General features: G+C 60.9%; 14 protein-coding genes, 2 pseudogenes and 2 other annotated features. Of the genes and pseudogenes, 2 read left to right on the top strand and 14 right to left on the bottom strand.

Going from position 1 to position 13815, the window contains the following annotated elements:
- Positions 1-359 precede the first annotated feature (359 nt).
- Entirely contained in the window at positions 360-749 is a 390-nt protein-coding gene (locus AC5ZH6_RS16015) for a hypothetical protein (protein ID WP_265076633.1), read from the top strand.
- 61 nt (positions 750-810) lie between these two features.
- Here the strand turns inward: AC5ZH6_RS16015 and AC5ZH6_RS16010 are convergent, their stop codons facing one another.
- Both AC5ZH6_RS16010 and AC5ZH6_RS16005 read right to left on the bottom strand, forming a co-directional pair.
- Positions 811-1788 carry a calponin homology domain-containing protein gene (locus tag AC5ZH6_RS16010; RefSeq protein WP_265076632.1) on the bottom strand — a complete coding sequence of 326 codons (978 nt, stop codon included), beginning with the start codon at positions 1786-1788 and terminating at the stop codon, positions 811-813.
- Positions 1785-2342 carry a DUF6932 family protein gene (locus AC5ZH6_RS16005; RefSeq protein WP_440939896.1) on the bottom strand — a complete coding sequence of 186 codons (558 nt, stop codon included), beginning with the start codon at positions 2340-2342 and terminating at the stop codon, positions 1785-1787. The genes AC5ZH6_RS16010 and AC5ZH6_RS16005 overlap by 4 nt, the downstream gene beginning before the upstream one ends.
- Before the next feature lie 301 nt (positions 2343-2643).
- On the opposite strand from AC5ZH6_RS16005, the gene AC5ZH6_RS16000 reads away from it, so the two are divergent.
- On the top strand, positions 2644-2913 hold the full coding sequence (locus AC5ZH6_RS16000; protein ID WP_265076631.1) for a hypothetical protein: 270 nt from the start codon (positions 2644-2646) through the stop codon (positions 2911-2913).
- On the opposite strand, the gene AC5ZH6_RS15995 is transcribed toward AC5ZH6_RS16000, so the two are convergent.
- From AC5ZH6_RS15995 to AC5ZH6_RS15940, 12 genes and pseudogenes are all read right to left on the bottom strand, one after another.
- Positions 2839-3099 carry an HNH endonuclease gene (locus tag AC5ZH6_RS15995; RefSeq protein ID WP_370530137.1) on the bottom strand — a complete coding sequence of 87 codons (261 nt, stop codon included), beginning with the start codon at positions 3097-3099 and terminating at the stop codon, positions 2839-2841. The genes AC5ZH6_RS16000 and AC5ZH6_RS15995 overlap by 75 nt on opposite strands.
- A 268-nt stretch (positions 3100-3367) precedes the next feature.
- Positions 3368-3574: a hypothetical protein gene (locus AC5ZH6_RS15990; protein WP_496167488.1), complete on the bottom strand. Its 207-nt coding sequence runs from the start codon at positions 3572-3574 to the stop codon at positions 3368-3370.
- A 200-nt stretch (positions 3575-3774) separates the two neighbouring features.
- Positions 3775-4032: a hypothetical protein gene (locus tag AC5ZH6_RS15985; protein ID WP_265076629.1), complete on the bottom strand. Its 258-nt coding sequence runs from the start codon at positions 4030-4032 to the stop codon at positions 3775-3777.
- Positions 4033-4161: 129 nt separating this feature from the next.
- On the bottom strand, positions 4162-4950 hold the full coding sequence (locus AC5ZH6_RS15980) for a hypothetical protein (protein WP_265076628.1): 789 nt from the start codon (positions 4948-4950) through the stop codon (positions 4162-4164).
- Complete coding sequence (locus tag AC5ZH6_RS15975; protein WP_265076627.1) at positions 4951-5157, bottom strand: hypothetical protein; 207 nt, start codon at positions 5155-5157, stop codon at positions 4951-4953.
- A 175-nt stretch (positions 5158-5332) separates the two neighbouring features.
- Entirely contained in the window at positions 5333-5563 is a 231-nt protein-coding gene (locus tag AC5ZH6_RS15970; RefSeq protein ID WP_265076626.1) for a DUF515 domain-containing protein, read from the bottom strand.
- Between the two features lie 549 nt (positions 5564-6112).
- Complete coding sequence (locus AC5ZH6_RS15965; RefSeq protein WP_265076625.1) at positions 6113-6391, bottom strand: hypothetical protein; 279 nt, start codon at positions 6389-6391, stop codon at positions 6113-6115.
- A gap of 1083 nt (positions 6392-7474) precedes the next feature.
- Positions 7475-8873: pseudogene (locus tag AC5ZH6_RS15960) on the bottom strand (IS3 family transposase).
- Positions 8312-8443: a sequence feature (AL1L pseudoknot), on the bottom strand. (Overlaps the previous pseudogene by 132 nt.)
- Positions 8874-8913: 40 nt before the next feature.
- Positions 8914-11172: a tyrosine-type recombinase/integrase gene (locus AC5ZH6_RS15955; protein WP_496167484.1), complete on the bottom strand. Its 2259-nt coding sequence runs from the start codon at positions 11170-11172 to the stop codon at positions 8914-8916.
- Entirely contained in the window at positions 11169-12290 is a 1122-nt protein-coding gene (locus AC5ZH6_RS15950; protein WP_496167486.1) for a tyrosine-type recombinase/integrase, read from the bottom strand. Before AC5ZH6_RS15950 ends, AC5ZH6_RS15955 begins: the two co-directional genes overlap by 4 nt.
- Positions 12291-12379: 89 nt before the next feature.
- Positions 12380-12646: pseudogene (locus AC5ZH6_RS15945) on the bottom strand (transposase); the annotation flags it as partial.
- Between the two features lie 111 nt (positions 12647-12757).
- Positions 12758-13720 carry an IS3 family transposase gene (locus AC5ZH6_RS15940; RefSeq protein ID WP_496167487.1) on the bottom strand — a complete coding sequence of 321 codons (963 nt, stop codon included), beginning with the start codon at positions 13718-13720 and terminating at the stop codon, positions 12758-12760.
- Positions 13634-13762, bottom strand: a sequence feature (AL1L pseudoknot). It overlaps the preceding gene by 87 nt.
- Between the last annotated feature and the right edge of the window lie 53 nt (positions 13763-13815).

Raw genomic sequence — 13815 nt, 5'->3', positions numbered from 1 at the left:
CACGCGTCGTCAAACGCAAATACGTGAAATGGCACGTCAAACGCGCTCACCACGCCTCCTGGCCGCAACCGACACAGTCACCGATCTACACAACCGACCCGCTTAACTGAACGGTATTGCGGCTAGGGCACACCACACCCGCAGCCGCGATGCGGTACCAGCACGCCGCCCAACAGCGTGACCGCGACATCGCAGACCGCATGTCGAACCTCGCGAAGAAGTCGAAGAAGGGTCGCCGCAAGTCGGCGTGAGGGGAGTGGTGACAGCTCTTCGGGTCAGGCGTACCTTCGGTGGCACACATCACTGTTTGGCCCTAAACGCGCGGCGCTGGACCGTGCCCGAACGAAAGTGATGGAGCAATGATTACCAAGGATGCAGCCGACTACGCCGCTGATGTTGAGGGCTTCACGGCAGATGAGACCTCAGCGCGGTTCACTTGGGGGGACGACAGGGTAAGTCTCACGACTGAGATCCATCTAGACCAGAGCACGACGGTATCGGCTCATGTGGACGTGGACCAGTCGTTCGACAGTCTCGATGACCTTCGCGCGCTCATCGGACGTCTACAGTTCGTAGCCGACCACTGGAGCGATGCTGAGAGGTTCGCCAGTGACCATTGCGAAGAGGTTGCCGCAGATCTGCGGGCCGAACGCGAGAGGGTCATCACGGGTGAGGACATCGACGCGATGGCAGTTGAGGATCGCGTGGCGTACCTGGAGACGCGTGCATGGCGCGTACTGGCTCGGTAGTTGCGCATAGACGAACGAAACAGCCCGCCCACGTTGTGATTGCGTGGGTCGGGCTGTTTCGCTAAATCATGGGGGGCGTTGGGTCGTCCAGGCGCTGTTGAACTCCGAGCGGTGCAATCCTCTTCAGGATTCGACTAACGCGAGGTCGTTGATTGTCGCCCGGCAAGTGGGATTCTACGACATCAAAGACCGCAGACACTGACTGGTCTGGATCTGCCATTAATTCGGTCACCCGATGGGCGACGTCACCGTCTACCACGCCCGCAGTAAACGGATTTCCCCTGGATGGAATGAAGTACAGCGAACCCAAAGACCATCTGAAGCCGTCAACTCTTCCGATTTCGTGCGATTCACGTCGCCGTTCCACGGTCGACTGCAATTCAATTTTCAGTCTGACTACTCCCTCGTGAGTAAATTCGACGGGAGTGAGGCCGATGTGACGTTGGCGTATTGCTCCTTTTAGGTTCCACCCCCCCTTCTCCGACGCAGATACCATACGCCTGAGTGCAGTTCGCGCTTGTGGGGGTAGCTCAGATAATTCAGCTGCAAGTGGGCTGTTGGGATCGGTGTCGCTTGCGTGCCCAAGAATCGACACCACAGTACGCAGCGCGTCTGAGTCGACCGAGGATGCAACGGTTGCCGGATCAGCAGTTTGATCTTCCGGAATCATCTGCGATGGAACTCGAAATACAACACGAACCGAACCGGGGGTAGCGCCCTCGATTAGTAGTCGATTACTGTAAGCGGCTCGGCCTGACATGAATTTCGCTGTTTGTTTGACTGCCTCACTCATGCCGCTAACGAATCGTGAGAATTGCAGCGCATTCGTTGAATGGCTTTCTACACCCGGCCCCTCCAGGTGCAGGTCGGCTTCGGCTTGCTCAGGACCGGCCTCTTGCTCATAGACATTGTTAAGGATGGGATCGTCTCCAACGACACCGGAGCGGAGGGTTGCGCGAAGTGCTTCGTCAGAAGGTGACGACCCTCCGGCTTCGCGTAGAGCTTCCCGAAGTAGTGCTGCGATTTCACTATTGCTCACAGTGTCACCTCCAGGTACCCCTTGCGTATGGTCTCGGGTAACAGGTTCCCATGTTCGTCCTTGACACGAGACCAGGTGGCATCCCAGACAGCAAGCTGGCTGGCCGAATCAGGAACCACGAACCCATCAATGAGTCCTCCCATCGGCTGCAGTCTGTCGAGACCCTGGGTGAGGTTGGAACTTACGTGTTGCAGGGTACTGAGTGGCCACGCCTGTCCATTAGAACATATGTTTGTATAGTCGTGTTGGGGAACGATTACCACCACGTCGATGTCGGACGGCGGAGCCCACGGCTTATGACTGATGAAGCCGCCGTCGACCCAGAGAGTCACTGGACCAAGGCGAACACGGAGAATGTCCGTATAGAGCACGAACGCTCGATATACGAGTTCACGGGAGTCGCGATGGGGTGCGTCGACTACGAACTTTTGGTGGATCTCCTCCAGTGTTGCAGGATGTCGGCCTGCCGGTAGCGTCGAGTACGGACCGCTCAATAATGGAATCGCCACCGTTCGGCCTCGCCTTTCGTCCGGGTCAGATACGGATTGTGACATGCGAGGTGACGCGAGGGGGTGCTGTCCTCTGATGGGATGACGCTGGCTGGCCTTACCCATTGAGGAGGAGGTTTAAGGCTAGGACTACGCCACCAGACGCCCATGGGCAACAAGGCCACGGTCCGTATTTCCCGTAGGACGGCTGTGACCTGCGCCTTTGTTCTTATGGCGGAAACGGAAACGTGGGGATTCTGGGACAGCAAAGCCTATGGGGCGGTTTTCGCGGCCCATGGGTCACCGGCCCACCCCTCTGACCTGCGACGATGCTTCATTGGTGCCGCGATGGTCAGCATGGGCCGGGATGGTCACTCAGGACCACCGCACCTTCTGGTCCACCGTCACCCATCTCGAATGCCAGGCCCCGCATCAGTTCGATTCTCAGCGCTTGAATCTGCCGACCCTCACCCGGACCCCCAAAGGCACTTCTAGGCGCTCTTTGGCCATCTCTGTAACCGAAAACAGGCCATTCCTGCGCCATGGTCAGAACGTCATGGCTTTAGAAGTCCCGGATGTGCTTGTTGGATGGCTGAATGTCCTTCTTGCCGCGACGTTGATTGCATATGCGATGTGATGGAGCGAGGGCTCCACGGTTATCCCCACCGCGCGCGATAGGCACGATGTGATCGGCTTCAAACGACATGGGATGTGGAGTCTTGAGATCGGGATCAATCCACTTTCCACAGAGATGACAAATGTCGTGTTCTCTTTTGAGCTTTGCTCTTGCTCGTCGGTAACGACTATCACCAGTACGTGTCATATACCTCTGCCTCTCGTGGGCATCAAGGTGGTGCGTGGGCACACGGGCACAGGTGGTCGTGGCCTGCGCGTGCCGTTCCCTCGGACACCACGCAGACCACGATCCATTCCAGGCAGTAGCACAAGCCTGGCTCTGTTGGCGTGCACCGTGCTACGACCGTGCGCCCCAGGTTCTTTTAGACCGCCCCAACCATTCGCCGGGTATGGGTCACGGTCACCAACCACCCCCCGGGCGCAAAGGCGAGGGCGCATCTCAAACGGGTGCCACATCAAAGCCGCGCCAGGACTCCATCGCCGTCATCGTCATCGGTGCCGTAGTTCTCAACGGCAGCCCGCTTCGCGTAGACCATCCGCAAAAACTCCCAGAGCGCGGTGGCCGGTGCGATCTGGCAGTCAGCACTTGGACCGTCGACTGAGCCCGAAGCCATACGATCCACAAGACCCGGATCGTGGGTGCGCTCTGCGACCAGGGCCACGTTAGCGTGGTAGGCCCGCCACTCTTCTAACTGGCCGGGGGTCCATCTTTCAACACGCCCCGGCGACCTCTTGTCCAGCTCAGACCACAAGCGCCGCAACGCATTTTGAAGCGCTGCTAGCTCACGTGCGCCCACTCCGGCATCCAACTGCCGCTGCACGCGTTCGATCTCGCGTCGGATCTCCTCAGGTGCGCGAGGCATCAGCTGTGTCTCACGCCCGGTGCGTGTGTGCTGCCATCGCCGGTTACCTGCCGGTCGGCCAGCGCCTTGGCCAGGCCGTCGGCTGCGGCTGAGGTGGTCGAGTCCGCGCGGACGGGTGACGCGAGCAGCGAGCGCAGGCCATCGGCAGCTGCCTGTTTGCGGTCGTCGTCAGAGACCTTGGGCTCCGACTCGCTGAGCTGAAGTGACTTCTTCCATGCGGCCAGGGCGTCGGCCTTCGCCTGTTCCTTGTCGGTCATTCGTCACCTCGGAACGCGTCCCGCAGCGCGTCTGCTGCGCGCACCTTCGACAGCTCACGATCCAGGTCAGACCTGCCACCAAGCTCACGCCGGATCTCTTCGACAGCGCGTCGCTGTTCTTCGGTCGGCTCATGCATTGGCGAACGCCTCCGCAGCTCGTGCACTCTGAGTGAACGCGATTGCTCGCACCCATCCATCGAATCGTTCATGGAAGTCTGCGGCTGTCGTGACGGGTGCCAGCGAGACCGGGGTATAGGCACCGATGGCCACCTGGACGATACCGTCGACAGTGGATGTCTGGTGTAGATCTACCGCCATGTCACAGTTGTGTTGCGCGTGAACGGCTTTCGCGAATGTCAGTTCATCGGGCACCTCGAAGAGGGTATGCGCCACAGCGGTGACACGGCCCATCCGGTCGCGGGGTGACACCAGGAGTGCGCCCGCAACCTTACGTGCGTATAGCTGTAGTGCGTTCGCGCTGTCCAGCAGAGATCCCAGCTGCGAACCGTAGCCGAGACGGGACGCCACTTCCCACGAGGCCCAGTCAGGACGGTTGGTGGGTAGCTCACCGGCCAGACGTTCCACGTTCAGTGCGTGTTCGGTCACGATGTCAGCGACCTGCGCAAGGTACTTGTTCGCGTTGTCCACGTTGGCCACGGCTTCGGTGATGGCGTTCTCGGTCAGCGTCAGAGCGCCGTTATGTCGCAAGGTGTCCACCTGAGCGGTGAGCGTGATAGCTGCACAGGCTCCGTCGATGTCTCCAGCTGCGGCCAGCTCAGCCGCGTTCGGTAGCTGCTGGCCCGTGAACGCTGACAGCTTTTCGTGGCGCTGGAGAGCCAGCTGTACAGGGCGTGGGTGTTTGATAGCCACGCCGAGCTGCTGGAAGGCATTGCCTAGCGCGTGAATGCTTATCGTCATTTATTCGTCCTCGAATTCTTCATCTTCACGATCACCGCTCAGGTGATCGACTATGGCATTCGCCAGATCCACGAGGCGCTCAGCGGGCCAGGCGAACATGTAAGTCTTGGAATAGGTTCTAAGCCTGACCGACACGAATCCTGGATGGGCATCGGAGTCGCGCATGGTCACCTCGCCGCCCCGAATTCGGCTGTAGTCGATGGTCAATGCGTTTCACACCAATCCATGATGGCGTCCGCGATCTCCTCGGCCAAACAAATGGGGATTCTGGTTGCCACTTCTCTTAGGCCCACAAAGACACTCAGTTGGTCGTCGCCTTGGCGAAGTACCGAGATCTCATGCGGGTCGACGCTGCGATCCCTGGTGTGTGGCTTGTAGTGGCTCATAGCGAATCTCCAGAGCGAAATATCTTGCCAAGTCCCCACTTGGCTGGCGTGACCGTGGTCGGTTTGTCAGTCAGCGAGTCAATCGCGTTGACTACCTCGGTCAATTCATCTGGCGTGATGAAGAAATGAGCGGTACCGCGCTCCAGTAAGAAGTTCGGCGATGGTGTACGCAGCTTGGTCACACGTATCTGCCGTGAACCACTGCCGATGGTGACTTCGTCGTTCACGAGATCACCTCGGTGAGGGCCGCGATAAAGTCCGCGACAGCTTCGGGGGCGACATAGACCGTCGATCGGCTTTGGTTGATTGACACGTCACCGCGTGTCGTTTTCGACACCGTGAGCGGTACACGACCTGGTGTTGCGATACGCAACACGTTTTCTCGGCTGAGAGTCATACTCCTCTCTTCTTCGGAATCCCACGGGATAGACATCGTGGGTGTGAATGCGGCTACTAGTAGCGAGTCTTTCGATTGTCGCACACGGGTGTACCACGACCTTTTACCCTTACTAGTAGAACCTTCTTCGCGAAGGTTCTCGAAGTCTTCCGGAATTCATCGAAAGTGTCCGGGCCGGTGATGACCAACGCCGCTCCGTAGGGTGTACGGAGAGGTTCGGGGTGATGGGTGCGGGATCGGCAGGTATTCGATTCTGAAACACCTGATACTTAGTTGCGCCGTGCAACCAGAACGGCTCTTAGAACCGATCTTTGAGTCGTGGGGTACTCGTGGATACCAGATCGGCGTGAAAGTCCGTCAGAATCCGCACCCGTAGCCATTACGGCCCCTCCTGGTCGAAGTCGAACGCCAACTGATCTCGTGAATGCCACTTGCCGCGCCCTGGTCCCGGAACAATGCGCCGGGTGTCGTAGCGTTCCTGCATGTAATCGCGAATGGCCAGCAGGGCGGCCCGGTTGTACCAGAGACCATCGCCCTCGTGTCGGCGGGCCAGCGCGTGATTCTTTCGCCTCCACCTGCGCAGTGTGTAGCGGCTGCGATTCACCAGACGTATGGCGTCCTCTTCGCAGATCCACTCGTCAGTCGAGATCCACGTCATAGCCAGATCCTCGAACCAGAGCCACGTTCCCACCAGTCCTCGACGTCGCCGTATCCGACCATGTCCTTGTGCAGTCGGTCAGGGTCGAATTCGTGCTCTCCGATCGCTCGGATGAGTCCCGCGAATATCTGGTCCCAGTTCGACCGACGTCGACCCTTTGCCCAGGCTTTGAAGATCTTGGCCAGCTCGCGCGCGTTGATCCCATGGCGATTGCACGCTGTGACGTGCCCCGCGTTGATATGCCAGCCTTGTGGTAGTTCCACTGGCGTTCTACCCAATGCATCCTCGCTTTTCTTTCGCGTCCCTCTTTGATTCCGAGAGTCGTTATTGGAATGGTGGAGCAGCTTTGCTGCTCGCAATCTCCCCGCAGGCGCGAAGCGCCGAGGACTTCCCCCGTTTCCACATGTTGGTGCCTGGTGGACCTACTGGATAGCTGTCTATCCCGCTGGTGGGAATTTGCGATCACCAGCAAGCTGGCGATCTATCAGATTCACGGGATCTTTGTTGGTGAACGCGATGAAAGAATCAGGCGATGTCGGTGGCGACGACCCACCAGGCTGGGTCTGATCGACCGGGTTTCATCGTGTCCCGTGAGTGAGGATATGTAGATTCATAGAAGGGCGTCTGAATCGCCGCAGGTCAGATGGGGTCGTTGTCATCATTTTTGATGACAACTGTCATCAGATGTGATGACAACACTGGTCTGGTCCAGGTCTGTTGTTGTTGCCTCCGTGTCCAGCAGGCGCGCAAGCTCTTCCGTCTCGGCGGTTTCGTGGTAGTCGCACACCGCATACTTGCTGCCACGGTTCTTCAGTTTGCCGACGTAGTACCGAGACGGGTGTGGGAGTAGGCACCGTGGGGACGACCCGTCCACGAGATAGCCGAACTGAACGGCCTTGTTGATGGCCCTTGGTAGGTTGCGTCGGTCCACCCTCAGCAGGCTTGGCAGCTTGCCGGGTCCGAAGGGTGCGTGACCGTTTGCCCGAACCCGTGCCACGGCCAGTTGAGACACCCGCAGCCAGATTGGTAGTTCTCGGTTGTGAGCATCGGTTTGAACCGTCCTGGATCGGATGGAGACCTGGTTTAGGCCACCTCCGCTTTGGAGGCGACGGTGTCACGGTAGCGCGTCTCGTATTCGATGGGTGGGCAGTAGTCCAGAGACGAGTGCAGTCGCTCTGTGTTGAACCAGTGGACGTAGGCGGCGGTCTCTCGTTCGACGTGGCCCCGATCGGTCCAGGTGCGGCCGGTGTCGATCAACTCGGTCTTGTAGAGGCCGATCGCCGATTCCATGAGCGCATTGTCGAGAGCATCGCCCACCGATCCGATGGAACCGGTGATGTTGGCCTCGGTCAAGGCGGCGGTGAACGCCAACGACGTGTACTGACTTCCCGCATCGCTGTGATGCACCAAACCCGTTGAAGTAAAAGCGAATCCGGACCTCCGTCGAGTGAACAGTGCTTGTTCGACCACACTGGTCACCAACGGTGTGTGCTTGCTGGTCATGACCCGCCATCCGAGGATGCGCCGTGAGAACACATCGACGAGGAACGCCACGTAGACGAACCCGGCCAATGTCCACACGTAGGTAAAGTCGGCGACCCACCACTGATCGGGATGTGTGGGTGTATTCCACTGCCGCTCAACATGATCAGGGAAGCGCGGTGCCGTCTCGTCGCGACGGGTCGTAGTGATGCGATGCGAGCCACGAACCGCGCCGGAGATTCCGCAGATCCCCATCAGCCGGCCGATCTGGTCGCGTCCCATCATATGACCGGCACGCCACATCGTGTGATACATCTTGCGCACCCCATACACACTGCGGTTCTTCTCAAACTGCTGGTAGACGGCGTGCGCGGCATACGCCTCGGACAGTGTCGCTGCCGAGATCGTGCCCCGCTGTTTGTGGGCGTAGTAGGTGGACGGGGCGATCTGCATTCCGTACTCGGTGAGTACCCGGCAGATCGGATCGACCCCGAACCGGTCGCGGTGAGCGTCGATATACTCGACGATCAACGAAGTCGGCGGTCGATCTCCGCCGCGGCGAAAAACGCCGACGCTGTCTTCAAAATCTCCGTCGTTATCTCAGGTCTGTTCGGTCGTTTGAATGGTTGAACAGGGAGTTCGTGTCATGAACAGTGTCTATGACACTGCCTGCTTCGAGGCGATGAGTGCGGAGTTGGCCGTGGAGCCGGGCGACTTGGTCGCGCAATTCACGATTTTCGGTATCGAGTTCGCGGATGCGAACGTGCGCGAGAGCGAGACGCTGCCGCAGTGAGGCATCCGACCCCCGCTCGATACCGACGGTGGCGGCCGGGACCGCCGGCGAGGTGGTGAGGCGACGGATGTCATCGCGGAACTCGGCCTGGTTGTAGAGCCAGGCCCGGGAGACTCCGGCGCGGGCGGCAATGTCGGTGACAGTGAACCTTTTCCCGGTCTCCTTGAGCTCATGCAGGGTTCGTCGGGCACGGGCAAGAGTGTCCATTCGGCGTCGCTGGGCGGCTGCGACGAGGTGGTGACTGTTGTCAGTCGGCATCGGATGATCCCTCTCGGCAGCAGGATGTATCGGTCGCGGGGTCCTCACCGCAGCGGCAGTGACTGTCACCTTCGAGGGTGGTGATGATGGTGAGCAGGTTGGTTTCGACGGTGCGGTTCATCTCGGCGAGACGGGTGTGGCCGTCCGCGTCGGCGCGGGCGATCAGCGTTCGGGTGTCGTCGAGTTGTTTGTGATGGTGCGGTAGGAACTCGGCGGTGGTGACGAACAGTGGGCAGGTCAGGCACGCGTTGGCATGCGGGCACGATTTCTGTAGTGGCAGACCGCAATAGCCGTTCGGAAGGACCATGGTGGCTCGGGACAGGTTCTGTTTCATCCACTCGGCATCGGCGAGTGGGCCGTCGATGGTGGTGTCGACGGGTTCGCCGCGGATGTTGATCTTCTGGGCGCGTTCCCACTGCTCACGGATGGTGGTGTCCGCCAGGCGTGCGTAGACCGCGGTCATCGTATGGCTGGTGTGATCGAGCAGACGCCGGACCACTTCCTGAGGCACCTCGTTGTTGATCAGTCGAGTCGCGTAGGTATGCCGGAACTGGTGTGCGGTGACATACACCGGACTTCCGAGTTCGTCTGTGATATTTCTACTTTCAAGCCAGAGTCCGAGCTGGCGGACGAAGGTGGCGGTGGGCATCGGCAACCGGCCGTCGGGGTTGGATGTCGTGCGCGGCAGCAACACCGCGGTGGTCGGGAACCGCTGCCGGGTGCGTGCCTGTTGCGCCTCGATCATGGCGGTGAGCTCGTCGTCGATGGGCACGATCGCGTCGCGTCGCATCTTGTGGTTGCGGTAGCGCAGATAGACCGCGCTCTGTCGGTCTCGAATCAGACAGTCCAGAGGCAACCGGGTCGCATCGCCTACACGCAGGCCGGTGCGGATGAGGATCTCCACCAGGAGCCGGATCCGAGGGTCGGCGATCCGGTCGAGGTTGTCGGTGCTTTCGATCTGGTTCATGACGAACTCGGGAATGAACCGTGGCCGGGATGTCTCGTCGCGGCGAGGATGGTCACTGGGATACAACTCGGCGTCGGCCGACAACGACGCCCAACGGTGCTGACGGACAGCACGCAGAAACCCGGCGACGGAACTGATGTCGCTACTGCGGGTCTTCGGGTGGGGAACCTCGACAGCGAGTCGGGCCAGGTATCCCTCCAACGCTGCCCGATCGAGATGCGCCGGGCCGGGCGCCGTGGTCAACCCGGGTGTCAGCTGTGACAGTCGCACCAGCGCGATCCGGTCCTTGCGCAGCTGACCCACCCCGAGCCCACACGATATCCGCCAGCGGCACCAGCGTTTGGCCAGCTCACGGAGCCATGGTGGGTGCACAGGGGTGAAATCGCATCGAGCATCGTCCCCGGCGGCGATGCCGAGCCGCCGTAGCAGCCACACATCTCGCCGGTATTCACCGTCCCATCCGGTGTCGTCGCGCAGGTCGTGCAGTCGCTCGATCGCGAAGCCGAGAAATGCTCGAGGCGAGTTGGTCGCGGCGGAGGCCGGTAGCCCGGCGAGCCACTCGGTCAGTGAACGCTCGAGCAGCGATTCGACACCGGAGGTGGCCAGATGGTCCAACAGTGGTTTGATCGAGCGTGGTGTGGTGCGGGTCCGGTGCGTATCGACCCGGCATTGCAGCGTGTACTGGATCTCGAGCCGCAGGTGCGGTGGCATCGCTCGCAGATCGAATCGGTCCTCGCCGTAGTGGGCGCAGTAGCTGATGAACTCGTCGACAGGTGGGCGGCCCCGTTGGCGCCAGCGGACATGGTGGGAACGACACCAGCCTTGTCCCAACTCGGCCCACAAGCGGCATTCCGGGATCGCGCAGATCGTAGTCTGTTCGCCGTCCACGTGCGGATGCCACTGCGCCACCGGTGGTCGTCCTGCCTTGTCCCAGTCTCGGGAATGCTTGTAGCACAGCTGATACCGATGCTGACCGAACCCGCATTCGGTGATCGAACACGACTGCAGCGGTCGATGGCCTGTCACCTCGGGATCCGCGGTGGCTGCCCAGGTCTGTCGGTCCGGATGGCCGGCACGCGTCCACCGATGACGATGCGCCAGGCACAGCCCGCCGTAACGGCTCGAGTGCACGCATCCCCGGACCATGCACGCGGGCGTGCCGAGAATCGGATCACCGACTGCCGGCACCAACACATCGACGCGGAACTCCGGGCGTACCACGGACGTCAACTGTCGCGCCGCTGCGGGAACGAGGGTCCTCGCCGCCGCCTCGGCACTCATTGTTGTTCCTGCTTTTCCGGAAGCCAGCCCACTGCCACCAACGCTCGCCGCGCATCCTCGACTTTCAGGTGTGCGTAGGCGTCGCTGGTGGTGGCGATCGAGGCATGTCCGAGCAGATGCTGTACCACCTCCACCGGCACCCCGCGACGCAACAACTCCGTCGCATAGGAATGACGAAAGGTGTGCGGACCGAATCGGATTCCGGTCCGAGACCGGATCCGGCAGACCAAGTCGTAGACACTGGGATAGGTCAGCGGATACCCGATCCGACCGGACCACAGGTTGACGAACACGTAGTCGCTGTCCAGGTCGCCGTACTCGCCGTGCAGGTAGTCGGCATAGAGGCGGATCACTCGGGCTGGTACCGGTACCTGCCGGGATCGTCCGCTCTTGGCCCGCGCCCGATTCACGTTCACACGCGGCACCACCGACACCAGCCGAGATGCAGCGTCGATGTCACTGTGCCGCAACCCCAATGCCTCACCCACCCGAAGCCCGGACTCGGCGAGCAGGACGAGCAGGAACCGGTCCCGCAGCCGATCGCACGCGGCCACGATCACCGAGACCTGATCGGTGTCGAGCGTGTCGGGAATGCTCCGATCGTCCCGCAGCCGGATCCGTTTGGTACGTTCCAGTCGAGATCCCAAGTGCGCCAGCAACGGACGCCATGACCCACCGTGCACTTCGCGCCGTTGCCAGGTTGTCAGGAGATCACCCAGATCCACGCCGTGACGTTGATGGAACTCGTAGAACGCCGACACCGCGGACAGTTTCCGGTTCACCGTCGCTTCCGAGCACACGCTCTCCGCGGTCGGCAAAGCGGCCACGCCGGCCGCCCGTGCCACCAGCGGCAGTCGCAGCCACGCAACGAAACGGCCCACATCCTCGAGGTGCACCCGCGACCACACCAGTGCGCGCTGGTTCAGGAACTCGAACCAGTCCCGCAGGTCATACGCGTAGGCCTTGACGGTGTTCGGTGAGTGTTCGATCGCGTGCAGATGCGACAAGAACCCCTCGATCGGTGCCACCACCGATGAATCGCGATCGACAACCGTCCACGATTCCGAATCGCCGAATGGCATCGCCACCGACTGCACTCGCAGACTACGGCTCGTCATGGACACCAAAGATAACCTGTCTACGGCACACTTCCCGGCATCTCGACCGGCGTGTCGTTTACATCCTTGACTACCTTGGTCGGGCCTCAGATAACATTGGCTCTGCGTAATTCGGCGTTCTCCCGCCGAAGTTCACGCAATTCCGCGTCATGGGCGGCCACCGTCGTCCCCGATCCGGAGACGATCGGAGTGTCCTTCTCGATCCAGTTGCGTAGCGTCGCCGGATTGATGTCGAGCAACTCCCCGACATGACGACGCGCTCCTGACTTGGACTCGCCGGGCTCGGCAAGCCGATCCCGATACATCCTCACCGCCCGCTCACGGGTCTCCTGGTCGAACTTCCGTGGTGCTCCCATATCCGTATTCTCCTGGTGAGATCACGGTCTCCACCAGACCCAGGACGGTTCAGTTTCGGCCTGTTCCAGGTAGGCCCACACTGAATCGCCCCGGGTTTGCTGGAGGCTCGGTTAGTTGGTTCCAGCGATTGCTGGGACCGGGTTCTCACGGTAGCTGGTGGCTGTGTGGGTCGCCCAGTAGGCGGCCTCGTACTCGACGGGCGGGACGTGTCCGATCTCGCCGTGCAGGCGTCGGTGGTTGAACCATTCGATGTATTCGGCGACCGCGATTTCGACCTCGCCGACACCGCCCCAACCACCACGCGGGCGCATCACTGGGTTACGAACGCACTCGGCTTTGAACAGCGAGTTGAACGCCTCGGCCATCGCATTATCGTACGAATCACCTTTGGAGCCAACAGAAGTCACCGCATCCGCCTCGGCGAGACGTTCGGTGTAACGAATGGCTCGATACTGCACTCCGCGGTCGGAGTGGTGGATCAGCCCGGCCACATCCTGGCCGGCCCGCGAGCGCGCCCACAACCCCATGTCCAGGGCATCGAGCGCGAGGCCGGTATGCATGGTCGTGGACACCTGCCAGCCGACGACCATGCGGGAGAACACATCGAGGATGAATGCCGCATATACCCAGCCGGAGTGGGTGCGGATGTAGGTCAGGTCGGCGACCCACAAGGCATTCGGCGCTTGGGCGGTGAACTGCCGTTTGACCCGATCAGCCGGCTGTGGCGTCTCGGCTCCCTCACTGCGAGTGGTCTTACGTGTCTTCAACCGCGGTATCCCCTGCAGCCCATCGGCTTTCATCAATCGTTCGACGGTGCAGCGGGCCACGCCGAACCCCTTTCTACAGAGTTCGGCGTGTACTTTGCGAGCACCGTAGACACCGAGATTGTCGGCGTGCACGGTGCGGATCTCACCGAGCATCTCGCGGTCACGAACTGCTCGTGGCGCCTCGGTCTTCTGTGGGCTCAGGTGGGCTCGTACCGTGGACGGAGCGATCTGGGCGGCCGTGTCGCGCAGGGCCGCGCAGATCGGATCGACTCCGTGTTCATCGCGATACGCGGCGACGAACTCCACGATCAACGCTGTGGGCGGTCGATCTCCGCCGCGAAAAAAGCCGACGCCTGCTTCAAGATCGTGTTCGTTATCTGAGGCCCGACCAAGGTAGTCAA

The organism is Gordonia sp. YC-XJ4, assembly GCF_059511865.1.
Note: the sequence above shows the minus strand (reverse complement) of the source record. Positions and strands in the feature narration are given on the sequence as shown.

Bases quoted from the DNA above. Each gene is read 5' to 3' on its own strand.
- AC5ZH6_RS16015 (WP_265076633.1), top strand. From the start codon at position 360: ATGATTACCAAGGATGCAGCCGACTACGCCGCTGATGTTGAGGGCTTC.
- AC5ZH6_RS16005 (WP_440939896.1), bottom strand. From the start codon at position 2,342: ATGTCACAATCCGTATCTGACCCGGACGAAAGGCGAGGCCGAACGGTG.
- AC5ZH6_RS16000 (WP_265076631.1), top strand. From the start codon at position 2,644: ATGGTCACTCAGGACCACCGCACCTTCTGGTCCACCGTCACCCATCTC.
- AC5ZH6_RS15995 (WP_370530137.1), bottom strand. From the start codon at position 3,099: ATGACACGTACTGGTGATAGTCGTTACCGACGAGCAAGAGCAAAGCTC.
- AC5ZH6_RS15985 (WP_265076629.1), bottom strand. From the start codon at position 4,032: ATGACCGACAAGGAACAGGCGAAGGCCGACGCCCTGGCCGCATGGAAG.
- AC5ZH6_RS15980 (WP_265076628.1), bottom strand. From the start codon at position 4,950: ATGACGATAAGCATTCACGCGCTAGGCAATGCCTTCCAGCAGCTCGGC.
- AC5ZH6_RS15965 (WP_265076625.1), bottom strand. From the start codon at position 6,391: ATGACGTGGATCTCGACTGACGAGTGGATCTGCGAAGAGGACGCCATA.
- AC5ZH6_RS15955 (WP_496167484.1), bottom strand. From the start codon at position 11,172: ATGAGTGCCGAGGCGGCGGCGAGGACCCTCGTTCCCGCAGCGGCGCGA.
- AC5ZH6_RS15950 (WP_496167486.1), bottom strand. From the start codon at position 12,290: ATGACGAGCCGTAGTCTGCGAGTGCAGTCGGTGGCGATGCCATTCGGC.